The 20275-nt window shown below is 73.2% G+C and carries 16 protein-coding genes, 2 tRNA genes and 1 pseudogene; 5 read left to right on the plus strand and 14 right to left on the minus strand.

The features are described 5' to 3' along the window. Positions 1-77 precede the first annotated feature (77 nt). Positions 78-1572, plus strand: a pseudogene (locus ACZ501_RS19075) (MDR family MFS transporter); the annotation flags it as partial. Between the two features lie 200 nt (positions 1573-1772). On the opposite strand, the gene ACZ501_RS19080 reads toward ACZ501_RS19075, so the two are convergent. The 9 genes from ACZ501_RS19080 to ACZ501_RS19120 all read right to left on the minus strand — a co-directional run bounded on the left by ACZ501_RS19080 (position 1773) and on the right by ACZ501_RS19120 (position 11247). Continuing rightward, positions 1773-2420, minus strand: a complete 648-nt coding sequence (locus tag ACZ501_RS19080; protein ID WP_361600611.1) for a TetR/AcrR family transcriptional regulator — start codon at positions 2418-2420, stop codon at positions 1773-1775. Positions 2421-2521: 101 nt separating this feature from the next. Then, positions 2522-4804 (minus strand): glycosyltransferase family 39 protein, encoded by a 2283-nt coding sequence (locus tag ACZ501_RS19085; RefSeq protein WP_468796754.1) that lies wholly within the window; start codon positions 4802-4804, stop codon positions 2522-2524. Continuing rightward, positions 4801-6069, minus strand: coding sequence for a bifunctional glycosyltransferase family 2/GtrA family protein (locus ACZ501_RS19090; RefSeq protein ID WP_468796757.1), 1269 nt, complete (start codon positions 6067-6069; stop codon positions 4801-4803). The genes ACZ501_RS19085 and ACZ501_RS19090 overlap by 4 nt, the downstream gene beginning before the upstream one ends. A 25-nt stretch (positions 6070-6094) precedes the next feature. Continuing rightward, a complete protein-coding gene (locus tag ACZ501_RS19095; RefSeq protein WP_468797306.1) occupies positions 6095-7633 on the minus strand; it encodes a sensor histidine kinase in 1539 nt (512 codons plus the stop codon). Between the two features lie 137 nt (positions 7634-7770). Beyond that, entirely contained in the window at positions 7771-8538 is a 768-nt protein-coding gene (locus tag ACZ501_RS19100; protein WP_361600623.1) for a response regulator transcription factor, read from the minus strand. 70 nt (positions 8539-8608) lie between these two features. Continuing rightward, positions 8609-9490 carry an amidohydrolase family protein gene (locus tag ACZ501_RS19105; RefSeq protein ID WP_468796760.1) on the minus strand — a complete coding sequence of 294 codons (882 nt, stop codon included), beginning with the start codon at positions 9488-9490 and terminating at the stop codon, positions 8609-8611. Further along, positions 9474-9812 (minus strand): antibiotic biosynthesis monooxygenase family protein, encoded by a 339-nt coding sequence (locus ACZ501_RS19110; protein ID WP_361600629.1) that lies wholly within the window; start codon positions 9810-9812, stop codon positions 9474-9476. Before ACZ501_RS19110 ends, ACZ501_RS19105 begins: the two co-directional genes overlap by 17 nt. Before the next feature lie 110 nt (positions 9813-9922). Then, positions 9923-10816, minus strand: coding sequence for a DUF2797 domain-containing protein (locus ACZ501_RS19115; RefSeq protein ID WP_361600632.1), 894 nt, complete (start codon positions 10814-10816; stop codon positions 9923-9925). Further along, positions 10813-11247: an Lrp/AsnC family transcriptional regulator gene (locus tag ACZ501_RS19120; protein ID WP_361600635.1), complete on the minus strand. Its 435-nt coding sequence runs from the start codon at positions 11245-11247 to the stop codon at positions 10813-10815. Before ACZ501_RS19120 ends, ACZ501_RS19115 begins: the two co-directional genes overlap by 4 nt. 134 nt (positions 11248-11381) lie before the next feature. On the opposite strand from ACZ501_RS19120, the gene ACZ501_RS19125 reads away from it, so the two are divergent. Beyond that, positions 11382-12305 carry an SMP-30/gluconolactonase/LRE family protein gene (locus ACZ501_RS19125; protein ID WP_468796763.1) on the plus strand — a complete coding sequence of 308 codons (924 nt, stop codon included), beginning with the start codon at positions 11382-11384 and terminating at the stop codon, positions 12303-12305. A 31-nt stretch (positions 12306-12336) separates the two neighbouring features. Here the strand turns inward: ACZ501_RS19125 and ACZ501_RS19130 are convergent, their stop codons facing one another. From ACZ501_RS19130 to ACZ501_RS19140, 3 genes are all read right to left on the minus strand, one after another. After that, the gene (locus ACZ501_RS19130) at positions 12337-12702 is read right to left on the minus strand and encodes a PH domain-containing protein (RefSeq protein ID WP_361600641.1); all 366 of its coding nucleotides are present in this window, start codon (positions 12700-12702) and stop codon (positions 12337-12339) included. Positions 12703-12896: 194 nt separating this feature from the next. Then, a tRNA-Arg gene (locus tag ACZ501_RS19135) sits at positions 12897-12969 on the minus strand. Between the two features lie 249 nt (positions 12970-13218). Further along, positions 13219-13309 (minus strand) — tRNA-Ser (locus ACZ501_RS19140). Positions 13310-13486: 177 nt separating this feature from the next. Here ACZ501_RS19140 and ACZ501_RS19145 point away from each other — a divergent pair. The 3 genes from ACZ501_RS19145 (at position 13487) to ACZ501_RS19155 (ending at position 17866) form a co-directional block, all read left to right on the plus strand. Next, positions 13487-13909, plus strand: coding sequence for an SSI family serine proteinase inhibitor (locus ACZ501_RS19145; protein WP_468796766.1), 423 nt, complete (start codon positions 13487-13489; stop codon positions 13907-13909). 119 nt (positions 13910-14028) lie between these two features. Then, on the plus strand, positions 14029-17277 hold the full coding sequence (locus ACZ501_RS19150) for a response regulator (RefSeq protein ID WP_468796769.1): 3249 nt from the start codon (positions 14029-14031) through the stop codon (positions 17275-17277). Between the two features lie 13 nt (positions 17278-17290). Beyond that, positions 17291-17866, plus strand: coding sequence for an antibiotic biosynthesis monooxygenase (locus ACZ501_RS19155; RefSeq protein WP_361608687.1), 576 nt, complete (start codon positions 17291-17293; stop codon positions 17864-17866). Positions 17867-17885: 19 nt separating this feature from the next. On the opposite strand, the gene ACZ501_RS19160 is transcribed toward ACZ501_RS19155, so the two are convergent. Both ACZ501_RS19160 and ACZ501_RS19165 read right to left on the minus strand, forming a co-directional pair. Further along, positions 17886-19535 carry a long-chain fatty acid--CoA ligase gene (locus ACZ501_RS19160; RefSeq protein ID WP_468796772.1) on the minus strand — a complete coding sequence of 550 codons (1650 nt, stop codon included), beginning with the start codon at positions 19533-19535 and terminating at the stop codon, positions 17886-17888. A 194-nt stretch (positions 19536-19729) separates the two neighbouring features. Beyond that, a complete protein-coding gene (locus ACZ501_RS19165; RefSeq protein ID WP_361608683.1) occupies positions 19730-20263 on the minus strand; it encodes a SigE family RNA polymerase sigma factor in 534 nt (177 codons plus the stop codon). Positions 20264-20275: the final 12 nt, after the last annotated feature.

Here is a 20275-nt window from a genome sequence, read left to right on the forward strand (position 1 = left end):
GGAAACACATGGCTACGACCACACCCCCCGGTGTGCGGGGAGGCGGCCGGCCGGAGACCACGTCCGACGGCGCACCCATGACCCACCCGCAGATCATGAAGGCGCTGTCCGGGCTCATGCTCGGCATGTTCGTGGCGATCCTGTCCTCCACGATCGTCTCCAACGCCCTGCCCCAGATCATCAGCGACCTCGGCGGCACGCAGTCCTCCTACACCTGGGTCGTCACCGCGGCCCTGCTGTCGATGACGGCCGCGACCCCCCTCTGGGGCAAGCTGTCCGACCTCTTCAGCAAGAAGCTGCTCGTCCAGATATCCCTGGTGATCTACGTCCTCGGCTCCGTGGTCGCGGGCCTGTCGCAGAACACCGGGATGCTGATCGCCTGCCGCGTGGTCCAGGGCATCGGCGTCGGCGGCCTCTCCGCCCTCGCCCAGATCGTGATGGCCGCGATGATCTCCCCGCGCGAACGCGGCCGCTACAGCGGCTACCTCGGCGCGGTCTTCGCCGTCGCCACCGTCGGCGGCCCGCTGCTCGGCGGCGTCATCACCGACACCGCATGGCTGGGCTGGCGCTGGTGCTTCTACGTCGGCGTGCCGTTCGCGGTCATCGCGCTGATCGTGCTGCAGAAGACCCTGCGGCTCCCGGTGGTCCGCCGCGACGTCAAGGTCGACTGGCTGGGCGCCTTCCTGATCAGCGGGGCCGTCTCGCTGCTGCTGATCTGGGTCACCCAGGCCGGCGACTCGTACGACTGGATCTCCTGGACCACCCTGGCCATGACCGGCGGCGCCGTGGTGCTCGGCCTGCTCTTCGTCCTCGTCGAGTCCCGCGCGAGCAACCCGATCATCCCGCTGCGGCTGTTCCGCAACAAGACCATCAGCCTGGCCTCCGCGGCCTCGCTCTTCGTCGGCATCGCGATGTTCTCCGGCACGGTCTTCTTCAGCCAGTACTTCCAGCTCGCCCGGGGCGAGTCCCCCACCATGTCCGGCGTCCTGACCATCCCGATGATCGGCGGCCTGTTCGTCTCCTCCACGGTCTCCGGCCAGGTCATCACCAAGACCGGCAAGTGGAAGGCCTGGCTGGTCTCCGGCGGCGTGCTGCTGACCGCCGGGCTCGGCCTGCTGGGCACCCTGCGCTACGACACCGCGTACTGGCACATCGCGGTCTACATGGCGCTGACCGGCCTCGGCCTCGGCATGATGATGCAGAACCTGGTCCTCGCCACGCAGAACCAGGTGGCCCCCGAGGACCTCGGCGCCGCCAGCTCCGTCGTCACCTTCTTCCGCTCCCTCGGCGGCGCCATGGGCGTCTCCGCGCTGGGCGCGGTGATGGCCAACCGGGTCACCCACTACGTCCAGGAGGGGCTGGCCGCTCTCGGCCCGAAGGCCGCGGCCCTGGGGCACGGCGGCACCGCCGGGGGCGGGATCCCCGACCTCGACAAGCTGCCCGCGCCGTTCCGGACCGTCGTCGAGTCCGCGTACGGGCACGGCGTCGGCGACGTCTTCCTGTACGCCGCCCCGGCCGCGCTGCTCGGGCTGGTGCTGGTGCTGTTCATCAAGGAGGTCGCGCTGAAGTCGAAGCCGGCCCTGCACACCCCGGCCGCCGAGGGCGGTACGGAGAACGGGCCGGAGGGGGCGCAGACCCCCGCCGCGGCCGCCGGGACGGCGGGCACGGCCGGGCCGGCCGCCTCCGCGGCGCGGGGCGACGGCTGAGCGAGGCCGTACGCCGCCCGGCGAAGGACGGGACACGAGCGGCCCGGGTCCGGACCCCCATGGGGTTCAGACCCGGGCCGTCGGCGTGTGCGCGGCCTTGGCCTCGATGCCGGCGATCAGGACGTCGAGGGCGAGGGCGAACTCCGCCTCGGGCGCCCGCCGGACCCTGCCCCCGCAGCCGTTCAGGGCGCAGCCGGTCAGGAACTGGGATACCGCCAGATGCGCGCCGGCCCTGGCGGCACCCGCCAGCCCCGTGACCTCCAGCAGCCGGTGCAGGGCGTCGTCGAAGGCCCGTGCGTGCGGGCCGATGTTGGGATAGGCCACGCTCAGCGGCGCCACCCACGGATGCTGCGCCAGCAGCCGGCGGTAGCCGCCGGCGAGGGTGCGCAGCCGGGCCGGCCAGCCCTCGCGCGGGGGCGGGCCGGCCGGCAGCCGCTGCTGTCCCAGGGCGCTGTCCAGGGCCAGCTCGAGCAGGTCGTGCTTGGTGTCCACGTACCAGTACAGGGACATCGCGGTGACTCCGAGATCGGCGGCCAGCCGGCGCATCGAGAACCGGCCGAGGCCGTCGGCGTCCAGCAGCCGCACGGTGGCGGCGGTGATCCGGTCCCGGTCCAGGCCCGAGGGTGCCTCGCTGCGGCGTCTGGTCGGGGCGGCCGGCCTGGCGGCCAGCCACACACTGGTCCTGGCCTTGCCCGGATCAGCCTCGGTCACCATGGAGGCGCCCTCCTCACCACAAGGGGTTCAGCCCGGAATGCCCGGTCCGCCCTCTTGATGCTAGGGGGTGTCCGGCGGATCAGGGGCGGATCGGAGGCGGATCAGGACGGGACCGCCGACGGGGCCGTCAGGTCGTAGAAGGTGGCCCCGCCGAGGGTGACGGCCTCGAAGTTCGCCCTGACCCAGCTGTCGATGGCCGTACCCGCCGCGCCGCCGGGACCTCCCGTGCCCGCGGGCCGGTTCATGCCCGTGGCCGCCTCGCCGCTGCCGCCGCCGAGGCCGCCCTGGGCGATGAACCAGTGGATCCTCCCCGCCTTCACGTACCCCTTGAACTGCTCCAGCGTGGGCGAGGGGTCGCTGCCGTTGAAGCCGCCGACGGGCATCACGGGCGCGCCGGAGGCCAGCTGGTAACTCGCCGCGTTCTGGGAGCCGATGGTGGCCGCCGCCCAGGTGTAGCGGGCGGCGCCGGTGCTGAGCGCGGTCTTCGCCGCGGCGTCGACCCGGGTGCCGCCCAGCAGCCCGCCGGGGCCGCCGGTACCCCTCTGGCCGTCGCGCCCGCCCTGGCCGCCCTGGCCGCCCTCGCCGCTCGGGGCGGCCGGTCCGTTCGCGCCGCCCGCCTGGCCGTTCGGCCGCGCCGGGCGGGAGCCGCCCATCGGGCCTCCGCCGAGGGGGCCACCGCCCTGCGGCGGGCCTCCTGCCGGGCCGCCGCCCTGTCCGGCGCCCGGGAACCCGCCCGGGGCGCCCTGGAACTGCTCGCCGGCGGGGCCGAAGCGCATCCCGCCCGGGCCGCCGCGGCCGCCCGCCCCCGCCGGGCCGGCCGTGGGGATGGACCCGGTGTGTCCGGTGCCGACGGTGGTCAGGCAGTACGCGAACGGCCCCGCCAGAGCCGCCCCCAGCCCCAGCGCCGCCGTGGCGAGCAGCACCCGGCGCCCGAAGCGGACCGCGAACGGCATCAGGACGGCGGCGAGCAGCCCGGCCGCCACGACCGCCCAGCGCAGCCACGGCAGATAGCCGGAGGAGCGGCCGAGGAGGACGTACGACCAGACGGCGGTCAGGGCCAAGGTGCCGGACAGGGTCAGGGCGGCGGCCCTGCTGCCCCGCTCCTCCCAGAGCACGGCCGTGCCCATGCCGACCAGCGCGGCCGCGAAGGGCGCCAGCGCGACGGTGTAGTACTCGTGGAAGATGCCCTGCATGTAGCTGAAGACGAGCGCGGTGATCAGCAGGGAGCCGCCCCAGGCGAGGAAGGCCGCGCGGGCCTTGCCCTCCAGGGAGTCGGTCGTCCTGCGGGCCCGCCAGGTGACCACCAGCCCCGCGACGAGCAGCACCAGCGCGGCCGGGAGCAGCCAGGAGATCTGGCCGCCGACACTGCCCGAGAAGAGCCGGTCGATGCCGGTCTCCCCCCAGCCCCCGCCGCCCCGGGGCCCCGGGCCGCCCCCGGGCATCCCGTACGCCCCGGCCCCGTTCCCGCCGGCAGCGGCCCGGACGCCGCCGACGCTGCCCGTCTCATTGCCGTTCAGCCGGCCGAGCCCGTTGTAGCCGAAGGTGAGCTCCAGGAAGGAGTTGTGCTGCGAGCCGCCGATGTACGGGCGGGAGGCGGCGGGCCACAGCTCCACCACGGCCACCCACCAGCCGCCGGCCGCCACCGCCGCCAGCCCGGCGAGCAGCAGCTGCCCGAGCCGGCGACGCAGCCGGGTCGGCGCGCAGGCGGCGTACAGCAGGGCGAGCGGCGGCAGGATGACGAAGGCCTGCAGGGTCTTGGTGAGGAAGCCCGCGCCGATCGCCGCGCCGGCCGCCACCAGCCACCCCGTCCGCGCCCCGTCCAGAGCGCGGAGCACGCAGTACACGGTGGCGGTCAGCAGCAGCGTCAGCAGCGCGTCGGGGTTGTTGAAGCGGAACATCAGCGCGGTGACGGGCGTGAGCGCGAAGGCCGCTCCGCTCAGCAGCGCGGCACCGGGCCCGAACTGGCGGCGTACGGCGGCGTACAGCACGGCGGTGGTCCCGACGCCCATCAGTGCCTGGGGGACGAGGATCTGCCAGGAGCCGAGCCCGAACAGCCGGACGGACAGCGCCATCGGCCACAGCGCGGCCGGGGGCTTGTCGACGGTGATCGAGTTCCCGGCGTCGGAGGAGCCGAAGAAGAAGGCCTTCCAGCTCTGGGACCCCGCCTGCACGGCGGCGGAGTAGAAGGAGTTGGCGTAGCCGGAGGCCCCGAGGTTCCACAGCAGGAGCACGGCGGTGGCGAGCAGCAGCGCCGCGTACGCGGGCCGCTCCCAGCGGGGGCGTACGGCCGTGACGCGGTGCTCGGCCGGGGCGGCCGGGGTCCGGGCCGGGTGGGCGGCCGGCCCGGGGAAGGGGGAGCCGGAGGCCGGCAGGGCGGTGGTCATCGGTGGGCGTCCTCCACGGAAGTGGTGCGCCGCTCGGGGAAGACCCAGGAGCGGAAGAGCAGGAACCGCAGCACGGTGGCGGCGAGGTTGGCCGTGATCAGGACGGCCAGCTCGGTGCTGTGCGCGGGATCGGCGGCGGCCGCGCCGAGGGCGGCGAGCGAACCGCTGGTCAGGGCCAGTCCGATGGCGAAGACCACGAGCCCCTGGGCCTGGTGGCGGACGGCGCGGTCCCGGCCCCGGACGCCGAAGGTGAGCCGCCGGTTGGCGGCGGTGTTGGCGACGGCCGAGACCAGCAGGGCGCCTGCGTTGGCGAGCTGCGGCCCGGCGGCCGGCCGGACGAGGGAGTACAGGGCGAGGTAGCCGAGGGTGGACAGCACCCCGACGGCGCAGAAGCCGAGGAGCTGGCGGGTCAGCCCGCGCGGTACGCCCGGCAGCGCGGTGCGGTCGCGCGGGTCGTCCCCGAAGGGGCGGGCGAGCCGGTCGAGCGGGAGCGCTCCGACCGCGAGTGCCCGCCCCACCCGCCAGACGCCCTTCAGGTCCTCGGCGGCGGTCCTCAGGATGTGGACCGTGGAGTCGGGATCGTCCACCCAGTCCACCGGCACCTCGTGGATCCGCAGCCCGGCCCGCTCGGCCAGCACCAGCATCTCGGTGTCGAAGAACCAGCCGGTGTCCTCCACCAGCGGCAGCAGCCGCTGCGCCACCTCCCGGCGGATGGCCTTGAACCCGCACTGGGCGTCGCTGAAGCGGGCGGAGAGGGAGGAGCGCAGCAGCAGGTTGTAGGCGCGGGAGACGAACTCCCGTTTGGCGCCCCGTACCACCCGGGAGGAGGGGGCCAGCCGGGTGCCGATGGCGAGGTCGGAATGGCCGGAGATCAGCGGGGCGACCAGCGGCAGCAGCGCGTTCAGGTCGGTGGATAGGTCCACGTCCATGTACGCGAGGACGGGCGCCTCCGACCGCGTCCAGACGGTGCGCAGCGCGCGGCCGCGGCCCTTCTCCTCCAGCCGGAAGCTGCGTACTCCCTTGACCTCCGCGGCGAGTCCGGCGGCGACCTCGCGGGTCCGGTCGGTACTGGCGTTGTCGGCGATGGTGATGCGGAAGGCGTACGGGAAGGTGCGGGTGAGGTGGGCGTGGAGGCGGCGCACGCAGGGGCCGAGGTCCTTCTCCTCGTTGAAGACCGGGATCACCACGTCGAGTACGGGCTCGCCGGGCGCGGACGCGAGGGGCGCCCGGGCCGGAAGGGCGCCGGGAGAGGTGTCGGTTGGCATGCACCGACCCTCGCCGGGCGCCCTGTCACCTCCGTGTGGTGAGCCTGTGCGCCGTCTGTGAGTACGGGCCGGGTTCGTGTCCGGCCAGGGGCAGCAGCACTTCGAAGCGGGTGCGGCCGGGTTCGCTGCGGACGTCGACCCGGCCGTCGTGGGCGCAGACCACGGCCTGGACGATGGCCAGGCCCAGCCCGGTGGAGCCCGCTGCCCGGGAGCGGGAGGCGTCTCCCCGGGCGAAGCGCTCGAAGACGTGCGGCAGCAGCTCGGGCGGGATGCCGGGGCCGTCGTCCTCGATCCGCAGCCGGACGGCGGATGTTTCACGTGAAACAGCGGCCGTCACGGTGGTGCCGGGCGGGGTGTGGGTGCGGGCGTTGGCGAGGAGGTTCACCAGGACCTGCTGGATCCGGGCCGGGTCGGCGCGGACGGGTGCGGGTCCGTCGGGGAGTGCCAGGCGCCAGTGGTGGCCGGGGCCCGCGGCGCGGGCGTCGCCGAGCGCGTCGATGACGAGCGGCGCCAGGTCGGTGTCCTCGAAGGACAGCGGGCGGCCGGCGTCCAGCCTGGCCAGCAGCAGCAGGTCCTCGACCAGTCCGGTCATCCGGGTGGCCTCGGACTCGATCCGCCCCAGGGCGTGCCGGGTGTCGGGGCCGGGCACCTCCCGCCCCCGGCGGGTGAGTTCGGCGTAACCGCGGATGGAGGCCAGCGGGGTGCGCAGTTCGTGGGAGGCGTCGGCGACGAACTGCCGGACCTGCGTCTCGCTCCGCTGGCGGGCCGTGAGCGCGGAGGAGACGTGGCCCAGCATCCGGTTCAGGGCGGCACCGACCTGGCCCACCTCGGTGCGGGGGTCTGCCTCGGCCTCCGGCACCCGCTCGTGCAGGGCGGGTTCGCCGCTGTGCAGGGGGAGTTCGGAGACGCGGGTGGCGGTCGCGGCGACCCGGCGCAAGGGGCGCAGGGCGACCCCGACCAGGGCCTGCCCGGCGAGGGAGGCGGCGATCAGACCGGCCAGGGTGACGCAGACCTCGACGGCGATCAGGGTGCTCACGGTGGAGTCGACCCCCTGGAGCGGAAAGCCGAGCACGAGGAGGTCCCGGCCGCCGTCGGGACCGGCCACCACCCGGTAGGGGCCGAGGCCCGGCAGATCCACGTCCACCGGGCCGCCTCGGCTGCCGGCCGTCTTGCGGGCGGTCTCCGCCAGGGCGGCGGTCTGGGCTTCGGTGAGGGATTCGCGGTGGTCGAAGCTCTGGCCGCCCACGGGAACGATCCGGGCGGCCCCGAGCACCTTCCGGGCCGGGTCGAGGCGGATCCCTACGGCGCCCATCGGGGAGCCGGGGGCGAACACGAAGCCGAGTCCGGCATCGCGGGCGGCCTTCGCGGAGCCGGGGCCCCGCGTGGCCATCTCGACGGAGGCGGTCAGCTGCTTGTCGAGTTCCCCGACCAGGCGGGAACGCATGGCGAGGGTGGTGACGGTACCGATGGACGTGCCCACGACGGCGATCAGCGCCACCGCCGAGACGACGAGCCGTGTCCGCAGCGACCAGGGACGCCGGCGCGCTGGGGCGGTCCGGCGCAGGCGGGACGGAACATGCGGACGACGCACGCGGAACGGGCCGGCCGGACGATGCGCGCGAGACGGGCCGGCCGGACGACGCGCACCGGACGGGCCGGCCGGACGACGCGGGCGGAGAGGAGCGGGCAGGCGCAGGGCCACTACTCGGCCGGCTTGATGAGGTAGCCGGCGCCGCGCCGGGTGTGGATCATCGGCGGCAGTCCCGTGCCGCCCTCCAGCTTCCGCCGCAGGTAGGAGATGTAGAGCTCCACCACGTTGGCCTGGCCGCCGAAGTCGTAGGACCACACCCGGTCCAGGATCTGCGCCTTGCTCAGCACCCGGCGCGGATTGCGCATCAGGTAGCGCAGCAGCTCGAACTCCGTGGCGGTCAGGTGGACCTCCTGGCCGCCGCGGACCACCTCGTGGCTGTCCTCGTCGAGGCACAGGTCCCCGACGGTCAGGACCGAGCCGCCCCGCGCGACCTGCGCCGCGCCGGAGCGGCGGACCAACCCGCGCAGCCGGGCCACGACCTCCTCCAGGCTGAACGGCTTGGTGACGTAGTCGTCGCCGCCCGCCGTGAGGCCCGCGATGCGGTCCTCCACGGAGTCCTTGGCGGTCAGGAAGAGCACCGGTACCTGCGGGATCTCCCGGCGCAGCCGTCCCAGGACGGCCAGTCCGTCCATGTCGGGGAGCATGATGTCGAGGACCACCACGTCCGGCCGGAACTCCCGTGCGGCCCGTACGGCTCCCGCCCCGTCGCCGGCGCTGCGGACCTCGCAGCCCTCGTAGCTCAGGGCCATGGACAGCAGTTCGGAGAGCGAGGCCTCGTCGTCGACGACGAGGACCCGGCAGGGTCCGCCGTCGGGCCGCAGCATGGCCGTCGGGGCGCCGGTGGACGTGGACGCGTGTGAGGTGGTCGTCGCGGTCATACCGCTCACGCTGGCCGCCGCCTCTGAGAGCGTTCTTGCGCCTGCCTGTGAATCTCCTGAGAAAGAGCGCTCAGGGGGTGAGGCCGAACAGACGGGCGCCGTTGTCGTGGCAGACCGCCCGCAGCCATTCGTCGCCGAGGCCGAGCCGCTCCAGGGCCTCCAGCTGGTGCTCGTACGGGTAGGGGATGTTCGGGAAGTCGGTGCCCAGCAGGACGCGGTCCCCGAGGTCGGCGAGGCGTCCGAGGTTCTCGGGAGGGAAGGCGCTGAGCCGCTCGGAGAAGTCGGTGAAGGCCATGGTCGTGTCGAGGCGCACTTCCGGGTACCGGTCGGCCAGGCCGAGGAAGTCCGTGTACTCGGGCATCCCCATGTGCGCGATGATCAGCGGGAGCCGGGGGTGGCGGGCCAGCAGCCGGGCGATCGGCTCGGGCCCGGTGTACGTGCCCGGGGCGGGCCCCGAACCGCAGTGGATCACGGTCGGAATCCCGGTCTCGGCCAGCAGCCCCCACACTGCTGCGAGCCGGGCGTCGTTCGGGTCGTAGTCGCCGACCTGGAGGTGCGCCTTGAAGACCCGGGCCCCGTCGTCCACGGCCCGTGCGGTGTACGCCGCCGCCTCCTCCTCCGGGAAGAAGGTCGCGGTGTGCAGGCAGTCGGGGGTGCGGGCGGCGAAGTCGGCGGCCCACGCGTTGAGCCAGGCGGCCATCGCCGGCTTGTGCGGGTAGAGCATCGAGGTGAAGGCGCGGACCCCGAACTGCCGGAGGAGCGCGACCCGCTGCTCCTCCTCGTGCCGGTAGGTGATGGGCCACTCGACGCCGGTCAGCGGACCGACCGCGTCGAAGTAGTCCCAGACCTTGTCCAGTACCCGCTCCGGCATGAAGTGCGTGTGGACGTCGACCAGTCCGGGCAGGCCGAGCCGCTCCCGGAAGGCGCGGACCGCCTCAGCCGTTGCGGACAAAGCCGTGGCTCCGCTCGACGGTCGCGACGTGCAGGGTGTAGCTCTCGTACCAGTGGGCGCGGCCCTCTCGCATGGCGGCCTGGTGCTCCAGGTCCTCCCGCCATGCGCGCAGGGAGTCGTGGTCGCGGAAGTAGGCGACGGTGATGCCGAGGCCGCCGGGGGTGCGCGCGTACTCGTAGCCGAGGAAGCCGGGATTCTCCCGGACGAGCTCGTTCATCCGGGTGCTGGTCTCCGGATAGCCGCTCTCGTCAGCGGTGCGGACATTGCTGAATACGGCCATGACATACGGCGGTTCGAACGCCGGAACGGGCTGAATGCTCATGCCCACACCCTCGGCGGAAGGCCCTCGGCATGTCCATCGGAATCGGCCTCCGCAGGCCAAAGGGATCCAAGTTTTGACCTTGGTCCCCTCCGGCGCCTGGGATCCCGGGGTCAGAACAGTCCGTCCTGCTCGGCCTCGGGCGGTGCGGCCGCGATCCCGGTGAGCGGTACGTCGGTGAGCGCGCCGGCGGGGGCGGTGGCCAGCTCCCATCCGGCCAGCAGCCGGGTGTCCACCACGAGCCCGTCCGCGAAGTGCAGATCCGGGCCGGCGACCCCCGCGAGCCGCCCCACGACGCTCCCGCCGGGCGCCATCTCCCTGATCACGCGGGCCGGGGCCGGCAGCCCGGCCAGCGCGAACGGCCCGGCATGGTCGGTGATCCCGCACCCCACCCGCTCCAGCGACTCCGGCCACCCTGGCAGCCCGGTGGCCCGCGCGTACAGCTCGGCGACCTCCCGGGCCCGCTCGGACTCCGGCGGCAGCCCGGCCCGTACGGCGCGCTTGCGGGCGTACGCGATCCGGTCGGGCACCCCGAGGGCGGCCCGCAGCAGCTCCTCGGTCCGGCGCGCAGCCATCAGCGGCCCGCGCCCCAGCCAGGTCCAGGTCACCGCCCCCTGCTCCAGCAGCCGGACCGGACCGCGCTCCTCGGCCGTGATGCCGACCTTCACCATCCCGGGCCCGAACCACGCCAGGTACACGCGGTACGTTCGCGGATCGGCGGCGTTGGTGTCGGCGGCCACCGAGAAGGACCGGTCCAGCCGGGCGCACTCGGGGCACTGGGCGCTGCCCGCGCGACCCGGCACCGACCGGGCCGTGGGGCACGGAGTCCGCCTCCCGGCCCGCCGTACTCCCAGGCAGTGCCGCTCACCGCGGGCGGTGAAGGCGAGCGGCTGCCCGGGAGCGAGCGGGCTCTCCCGCTCCCCACGCCCCCCGCACCACCCGATGGCAGGGCCTGTGCCGCTCCACCGGATCCCGGTGCACCACCAGCTCGCGACGGGCGCGGTCACAGGGGGAGCGGCCGCTCGAAGAAGGTGTCCAGGACCACGGTGGCCTGCGTCCCGCTGACCCCGTCGATGGCGTAGAGCCGCCGCAGGACGTCCTGCAACTGCCCGGTGGTGGCCGTGCGCACCTTGACCAGGACCGAGGCACTGCCCGCGATGATGTGCGCCTCCTGGATCTCGGGGATGGCGGCGAAGGCCTCCGCCGACTCGCCCATCCACGCGTTGGAGTCGACCATCACGTAGGCCAGCACCCCGCTGCCGACGGCGGCCGGGTCGACGTCGACGGTGGTCCGCCGGATCACCCCCCGCTCGCGCAGTTTGCGCACGCGCTCGTGGGTCGCCCCGGCGGAGAGCCCCACGGCCGCGCCGAGGGCGGCGTAGGACTGGCCCGCGTCCTGCTGGAGGCGCAGGACGAGCGCCCGGTCGATGTCGTCCACGCCGTCTTCCTTCCCTGGGCCGTCGGGCCCCCAGTGCGCCATGAGCCGCCTGGCTCTTGCGAAGACGGTACCTGATCCTGCAATCTCACCATCGAACCGAACAAAATTCGGAGCGATACTGATACGGGGGAATTATGTCTGGCATAGCTGACCTCACCTTGTACGAGATCCTGGACGAACGCTTCCGGACCGGCCGATGCGCCAACGGTGACGCACGCCTGGACCGCCTCTATGACGACTGCCGGTGGGCCGAAGGTCCGCTGTACCTGCCGGCCTGGCGCCAGCTCGTGTGGAGCGACATCCCCAACGACCGGATGCTGCGCTGGGACGAGGCGACCGGGGCGGTCTCCGTCTTCCGCACCCCGGCCGGCCACCCCAACGGCAACACCCTCGACCGTGAGGGCCGCCTGATCACCTGCGAGCAGGGCAACCGGCGGGTCACCCGCACCGAGCCTGACGGCAGCCTCACCGTCATCGCCGACCGCTATGACGGCAAGCGGCTCAACAGCCCCAACGACGCGGTGGTCCGTTCGGACGGCTCGATCTGGTTCTCCGACCCCGACTTCGGGATCACCAGCGACTACGAGGGCCGGCGGGCGCCAAGCGAGATCGGCGCCTGCAACCTCTACCGGGCCGACCCCGCCACCGGCGAGGTCCGCCTCGTCGCCGACGGCTTCCTCGGCCCGAACGGCCTGGTCTTCTCCCCGGACGAGAGCGAGCTGTACGCGGCCGACACCCGCGCCGGCCACATCCGCGCCTTCAAGGTCGGCGACGACGGCACCCTCGGCGGCGACCGCGTCTTCACGGACTGCCCCTCGGTGGACAACATCCGCTTCGACGACGAGGGCCGGCTCTGGGCGGCCGCGATGGCGTCGGGCGTGCACTGCTACGCGGCGGACGGAGACCTCATCGGCCGCCTGCGCGTCCCGGAACCCGTATCGAACATCGCCTTCGGCGGCCCGAAGAACAACCGCCTCTTCATCACCGCCACCACCTCGCTGTACTCGCTGGTGCTCTCGGTGACCGGTCTCCCGCGCGTCCTGACCGGCCGCCCCTGAGGCTGCGCCCGCAGGCCCGTACCGCCCGCCGCTAGCGCGCGACGAACTGCGTCAGGATCGCCTGCATCTCGTAGATGTCGACCCCCTTGGTGAAGGTCTTCTCGATCGGCGCCGGGCTGCCGGATATCCATATCTTGAGCTCGGCGTCGAGATCGAAGTGCCCGGCCGTCTCCACCGAGAAGTGCGTGATGCTCCGGTACGGGACGGAGTGGTACTCCACCTTCTTGCCCGTCAGCCCCTGCTTGTCGACGAAGACCAGCCGCCGGTCGGTGAACAGGATCGTGTCGCGCACCAGCAGGTACGCGGCGTGGACCTGCTCCCCGTGCCCCAGCAGCCGCGCGTAGTCCCGCTGCGCCGACGCCGGATCAGTGGTGTGCGCGTTCCCGAACAGTCCCATGAGAGCCCCCCAACAAGGTCGAACGATCTTCGAAAACCCTAGCCGGGCACCCTCGTGGTCCACGTCCCCCTCAGGAGCCATCCCGCCCCTGACATCTCCCGGGGGATCCCTCCCCCTTGAGTACACCCGGGTTGAGTACACCCGGGGCACAACGAAAGAGGCCCTCAGGATTTCTCCTGAGGGCCTCTCGGCTGTGCACTCGGCAGGATTCGAACCTGCAACCTTCTGATCCGTAGTCAGATGCTCTATCCGTTAAGCTACGAGTGCTTGGGCTTCCCGGGGTTTTTCGCCCCGTTGGCCTTGCGAGAACAACAATACATGGACCTCGCCGGGACGCGAAATCCATTAGCCCCAAGCCTCCTGACCTGCGGAAACGCCCTGGAAGAAGATCGTCCGCAAGCTTCCTCCGGGCGGCCCGGGGGCCAGCTGGTTACCCACCGGGGGCCATCCGAAACCCCTCCAAGGCCTGAACGCACCGAAGCCCCGGTCCATCAGGACCGGGGCTTCGGTGAGGTGCGGAGGCGGAGGGATTTGAACCCTCGATGGGGTGTAAGCCCCAAACCGCATTAGCAGTGCGGCGCCATAGACCGGACTAGGCGACGCCTCCAGCACACCCCCGCGTACGAAGGTGCGTGCAGATGATGACACAGGCGCGGGGCCGGTCACCAATCCGCTCCCAACGGTACAAGGAGCCGGGGCCGCAGAGCAAAGGCTTAAGCACGCAACGTCGGAGCGCGAAGGTCGTTGGTGAGGCGTACGACGTACGGACGACCTGGAGTGCCCCATGCTGCGTCTCGCCGCCTTCGCCGTCACCTCCGCCCTGGCCGCCGCGGCTGCCGGACCGCTGCCGCCCCTGCCCCTCGGCCGGCTGCTGTCCGCGCCCGACCGGCTCACCATCGAGATCTCCAAGAGCGGCAACCGCCTCGTCGACGGCACCCACCGGCTCGAATGCCACCCCGTCGGCGGCGACCACCCCCTCGCCGAGGAGGCCTGCGCCCGTCTCGACACGCTCGCCAAGCAGGGCAAGGACCCCTTCGCCCGCCCGGACGCCCAGAACTGCTCGTTCCAGTACGGCGGGTCGGCCGTCGCCCACGTCACCGGAACGTGGCGCGGCCAGAAGGTGGACACCACCTTCCAACGCAGGAACGGATGCGACATCGCCCGGTGGAAGAACCTGGAACCTGTGCTTCCGGGGGAGCATTCCTGACCTGGGACGATGCGCCGGATGCGCGTTTTCCCCCGTCCATCCGCCACCCCGCGGCAGGACGGTGCCCTTAGACTCCTCCCGTGACATGCCGGTAGTCGTGGTCAGGGAGGAAGCTCGTCGTGAGCAGCAGGCCATCCCGAGGCGCTGCTCGCCTCGCAGCAATACTCGACGCGCTTCCGGACGCGCTGTTGCTCGTCAACGCCAACGGCACGGTCGTCAACGCCAATTCGATCGCCCTCGAGGTGATGGAGAGCCCGGGCACCGGGCTCGTCGGCCGCGGGGTGCTCGACCTCCTGCCGGAGTTCGACTCCAAGCAGATCCCCGGTTCGATGCGCCGCCCCGGCGACCGTGAAGAGGGCCGGTCCCGGCCGAAGCGGATGACCGCGCGCCGCACGGACGGCAGCGAGTTCCCCGTCGAGGTCACCAGCGCCCACCTCGACGGCCGGGACGCCTACCGCGAGCCCCAGCCCGCCTACACCGGCGACGAACTGCTGATGCTCGTCGTACGGGACCTCTCCGAGACCGTGGACACCGAGGCCGAGCTGGCCCGGTCCCAGCGGCAGACCGAGATGATCCTGCGCGCCGCCGCGGAGGGCGTCGTGGGCACGGACACCGAGGGCCGCGTCGTCCTCGTCAACCCGGCCGCCGCGCAGATCCTCGGGTACCGCGCCACCGACCTCGGCAACCGCGAGCTGCACGGGCTGATCCAGCACTCGCGGGCGGACGGTTCGCCGTTCCCCTTCGACGAGTCCCCGCTCGCCGACACCCTGCGCAGCGGGCGCAAGCACCGGGTCCGCGGCCAGGTGCTGTGGAACAAGGCCGGCCAGGCCGTCGCCGTGGACCTGACCACCTCGCCCGTACGGGACGGGGAGCTGCTCGTCGGCGCCGTGATGACCTTCACCGACCGCCGCCCCTACGACGCCCTCGCGGCGCGCCACGCCCAGCTGCTGGCCGTGCTCGGCGACTCCCTGCGCGGTCCGCTGGAGGAACTGCGCGGGGAGCTGGCCACGCTGGCCGCCGACGACGGGGGGCAGCTGTGGCCGGAGGCCAACCAGCTGCTGCACCACCTGGCGGCCGGGTACTCGCGCATGACCACCCTCGTGGACAACGTGCTCGAGTACCAGCGCCTGGACGCGGGCGGCGAGAAGCTCAAGAAGAAGAACGTCCTGATCAACACGGTCGTCGCGGCGGGTGTCGACGGCGCGGTCGAACTGATCGGCCCGGGCCGGGTGCAGTTCGCCGTCCACGCCCCGACGATCGAGGCCGAGGTGGACGCCGAGCGGATCGCGACCGCCCTCGCCCACCTGGTCGCGGACGTCGCCGGGGTGGACGCCACCGGCAAGACCGCCCAGGGCAGCGGGTACGGCGACTCCACGATCGTGGTGGCCGCCGCTCAGCGCGGCGATGTCGTACGGATCGAGGTGCGCGGCCCCTACGAGGGCGGCAACCCGGTGCACGAGCCGATCGTGCGGGGCATCGTCACCGCGCACGGCGGGGTCCTGCAGACGGTCGAGGTGCCGGGCGCCCCGGGCGGGGCGTACGTCCTGGAGCTGCCGCTGGGTACGGGAGCCGGGACGGTGACCCTCCCGGAGTCCGAGCAGCCGCCCGCGCCGGAGCCCGAGGCCGCCCCGGCGACGGTCTCCGGCGGCCGGCGGGGCCGGCGCGGTGTGGACGCCTTCCTGGAGGACGAGGTGGCGGGGGCGAGGGCCGCCGCGGCCCGCGAGGGCGGGGGCGCGCTGGCGCTGCCGTCCGCGCGACCCCGGACGGAGGGCGAAGCCCCGGCCCAGGCCGTCCCCTCCGGTCCGGCGGAGCTGGCCCAGTCCCCGGTGAACCCGGCGGGCCTGGGTACCGGGCGCCGGCGGGGCCGCGCCGGTGACGACGCCCCGCACGACCGGCCGGTGCCCCCGCAGGGCACCGCCATGCCCGCGCTGCCGCCCGTACCGACCGTGCCCCCGGTTCCGGTGACCGAGCACCCGGCGGGCCGCCGCCGGGCACTGGGGCCGGCCGGGGCCGCCGCCCAGCCCGCCGGCCCGGTGCCGGCGGCCGGGCTGGGGGCGCCCGCCACGGCGCGGCCCATCGCCCCCGAGGGTGGGTTCGCCCTGCCCGCCGGGCCCCCTCAGGGTTCCGCTTCTGCCCCTGCTGCCGCCGAGTCCGACGCCGACGGGCCGGGCGGACGGCGTGGCCGCCGCGTGCTCGGCGCGCCCGCGGCCCCGGAGCCGCCGCAGCCGGCGGCCGCCGGGGAGCCCGTGCCTCCGACCGGTCGGCGGCGGGCGCTGCCCGCCACTCCGGCCTGGCCGGTTCCGGCGGCCCGGACCGCGCCCGAGGACGGCGAGGCCCCCGGGCAGCCGTCCGTGCCGGGTGCCCGCCGACCCGGCGAGAACCCGGCGGGTGCGGCGCAGCCGATCAGCGTGCGCGCGTTGGGCACCCTGGGCCAGGGCATCTCCGTTGACGCGGGCGCCGCGGGCGCGGAGGGTTCCGGTTCCGGCCGGCGCCGCCGCCTCGCCGAACCCGCGCCGCAGGGGCGGGCCTTCGCCATAGGGGCCCCCGAGGCGGGCGCCGCCGAGGGCCCCGAGCCGCTGGACGGCCCCGGGGGAGCGGTCGAGGTGGTCAACCGGCCCGTGCCGCAGCCCGTGGACGACGAGCTGCCGCCCGAGCCGCTGGACAACCCGCGCCGGCTGCTGGTGTGGCCCGCGCCGGACGCGCAGACGCAGCAGGCGCTGAGCGACCGCGGCTACCGCCCGGTGATCGTGCACTCCCGCGAGGAGGTCGATGCGCAGATCGCGGCGTTCCCCGCCGCGCTGTTCGTCGACCCGCTGACCGGGCCGATCACCCGGACCGCCCTGCAGTCGCTGCGCCAGGCGGCGGCCGCCGCCGAGGTCCCCGTACTGGTGACGGCCGGACTGGGGCATGCCACGCGCGAGGCGGCGTACGGTGCCGACCCGGCCGTCCTGCTCAAGGCGCTCGCACCGCGCGACAGCGAGCAGCACCCGTCCCGCGTCCTGCTGATCGAGGAGCACGACGAGATCGCCACCGCCCTGACGGCCGCGCTGGAGCGGCGCGGGCTCCAGGTCGCCCGGGCGGGCGCGGACACCGACGCCGTGGAGCTGGCGACCCGGATGCGGCCCAACCTGGTGGTCATGGACCTGATGCAGGTCCGTCGCCGGCGGGCCGGGATCGTGGACTGGCTGCGTGCGAACGGGATGCTGAACCGCACTCCGCTGGTCGTCTACACGACCGCCGGGATCGGTCCGGCCGACCTGCCGCGGCTGGGCTCGGGCGAGAGCGTGCTGTTCCTCGCCGAGCGGGCCACCACGGCCGATGTACAGGGCCGCATCGTGGACCTGCTGGCCAAGATCGGCACCAACTAGCCATCCTGGCCCCATGGCCCTCACCGACACGTCCGAGCAGACCGTCCCCGCCGACAACGGGGAGGTCAACCTCCTCATCGCCCGGCAGGTGGAACCGGGGCACGAGGAGACGTTCGAGGCGTGGGCCCACGGGATCCTGGAGACGGCCGCCGCCTTCCCGGGGCACCTCGGGTACGGGCTGTTCCGCCCCGCCACGGAGGGCGGGCCGTGGTTCCTGGTGCACCGCTTCCGTGACCAGGCGGCCTTCCAGCGCTGGCAGGACTCCCCGGAGCGGGCGCAGTGGTTCGCGAACTGCCTGGGCCACCACCACACGGAGATAGCCCGGCGCGAACTGCAGGGCATGGAGACGTGGTTCGCCAAGCCGGGTACGACCCGGCCCGCGCCGCCGCGCTGGAAGATGGCGATCAGCTCGGGGCTGGCCATCTTCCCGATCTCGCTGGCGGGCAACGCGCTGCTCGGGCCGTACCTGGTGGACCTGCACTTCGTGGTGCGGACGGCCGCCTTCGCGGTCGTCTTCAGCACCCTGATGACCTACGTGGCCATGCCTGCCGTCAGCAGGCTGCTGCGGTCGTGGCTCACGCGCGGCTGACCCCGGAGGGCCGGTCGCCTCAGCCCAGGGTGGTGACGTCCAGCTCGCCGTCGGCGTACTGCTTGCGGATCACCTTCTTGTCGAACTTGCCGACGCTGGTCTTCGGCACGGCCTCGATAATCGTCCAGCGTTCCGGGAGCTGCCACTTGGCGATCGACTGGCCGAGGAACGCGCGCAGGCCCGCGTAGTCCACCGTGGCGCCTTCCTTGAGGACGACCGTGGCCAGCGGGCGCTCGCCCCACTTCTCGTCCGGGACGGCGACGACCGCCGCCTCGGCCACCTCGGGGTGGGCCATCAGCGCGTTCTCCAGCTCCACGCTGGAGATCCATTCGCCCCCGGACTTGATGACGTCCTTGGCCCGGTCGGTGAGGGTGAGGAAGCCGTCGGGGCTGATCACTCCGACGTCCCCGGTCTTGAGCCAGCCGTCCGCGCTGAACTTGTCGTCCGGACGGACCGGTTCGCCGGAGGCGCCCCCGTAGTAGGCGGCGGCGATCCAGTTGCCGCGGACCTCCAGCTCGCCCGCGGACTCGCCGTCCCAGGGCAGGTGGTCGCCGCCGGGGCCCACGAGGCGGGCCTCGACCCCGGCGGGGAAGCGGCCCTGGGTGACCCGGTACGGCCACTCCTCCTCGGCGCTCAGTCCGGCCGGCGGGTGGGCCATGGTGCCCAGCGGTGAGGTCTCCGTCATGCCCCACGCGTGGCAGAGGCGGACGCCGAGCTTGTCGTAGGCCTCCATCAGGGAGGGCGGGCAGGCCGCACCGCCGATGGTGACCTGCTTCATCGAGGTCAGGTCGCGGGGGCGGGCGGTGACCTCGGCGAGCAGGCCCTGCCAGATGGTGGGGACGGCCGCGGCGTGCGTGGGCTTCTCCCGCTCGATCATCTCGGCGAGCGGGGCCGGCTGGAGGAACCGGTCCGGCATCAGCAGGTTGATGCCGGTCATGAAGGTGGCGTGGGGCAGGCCCCAGGCGTTCACGTGGAACTGCGGGACGACGACCAGCGAGGTGTCCTGGTCGGTCAGGCCCATCGACTCGGTCATGTTGACCTGCATGGAGTGCAGGTAGATGGACCGGTGGGAGTAGATGACGCCCTTGGGGTCGCCCGTGGTCCCGGAGGTGTAGCACATGGCCGCGGCCTGGCGTTCGTCCAGCTCGGGCCAGTCGTAGTGGTCGGCGCGGCCTTCTAGGAGCTCCTCGTACTCGTGCACCCGTACGCCGAGGCCGTCGAGGACGGAGCGGTCGCCGACGCCCACGACGACGACGTGCTCGACCGTCGGGAGGTGCGGCAGCAGCGGCGCCAGCAGCGGCAGGAGGGTGCCGTTCACCAGCACGACCCGGTCCGCGGCGTGGTTGACGATGAACACCAGCTGCTCGGGAGGCAGCCGCAGGTTGAGCGTGTGCAGGACCGCCCCCATGGACGGGATCGCGAAGTACGCCTCGACGTGTTCGGAGTTGTTCCACATGAGGGTCGCGACGCGCTCGTCCTGCTGCACCCCGAACTCGTCACGGAGGGCGTGCGCGAGCCGCGCGGCACGGACGCCGATCTCGGCGAAGCTGCGCCGATGCGGCTCCGCCTCACCGGTCCATGTCGTGACCTGGGACTTCCCGTGAATCGTCGACCCGTGGGCCAGGATCCGCGAGATCAGCAGCGGTACATCCTGCATGGTGCTCAGCAAAGCGTCCTCCCGGTGAGCGCTGCGGCGCTGCGGCGGCTGTCGGATGCTGCCGATTCTGCGCACGTACCGGTCGGCATGTCACTACCCGAGAGTAGAAACAGGCTGGTCGATCACTGTCCGGAGCCGTTCGCTGGCTGATGTTTCACGTGAAACACCCGCGGGCGGTGTTTCACGTGAAACACCGCTTGCCGCGCTCACCGCACGGGCGTGAGCTCCGGATCCTCACGGAGCTTGACCAGCGCCCGGGAGACGGCGCTCTTGACCGTGCCGACCGAGACCCCGAGCAGCTCGGCGGTCTGCGCCTCGCTCATGTCCTCGTAGTAGCGCAGGACGACCATGGCCCGCTGCCGGTCGGGCAGCCGGGTCACCGCGCGCCACATCGCGTCGCGCAGCGCCTGCGCCTCCGCGGGATCGGTGCCCGGCGGCTCCTCGGCCTCCGGGATCTCGTCGCAGACGAACTCCTCGACCTTGCGCTTGCGCCACTGGGAGGTGCGGGTGTTGACCAGGGCCCGCCGCACGTAGCCGTCCAGGGCCCGCTGGTCCTCGATGCGGTCCCACGCGACGTAGGTCTTGGCGAGCGCCGTCTGGAGCAGGTCCTCGGCGTCGCAGGGGTTGGCGGTGAGGGACCGCGCGGTGCGCAACAGGACCGTGCCCCGGGTCCGGACGTACGCCGAGAACGACGGGTACAACGTCGGATTCGAGGCGAGCTTGCAGACAGGCGTGGTCATGGGTCCACGCTA

Source organism: Streptomyces sp. NPDC034085 (assembly GCF_055575555.1).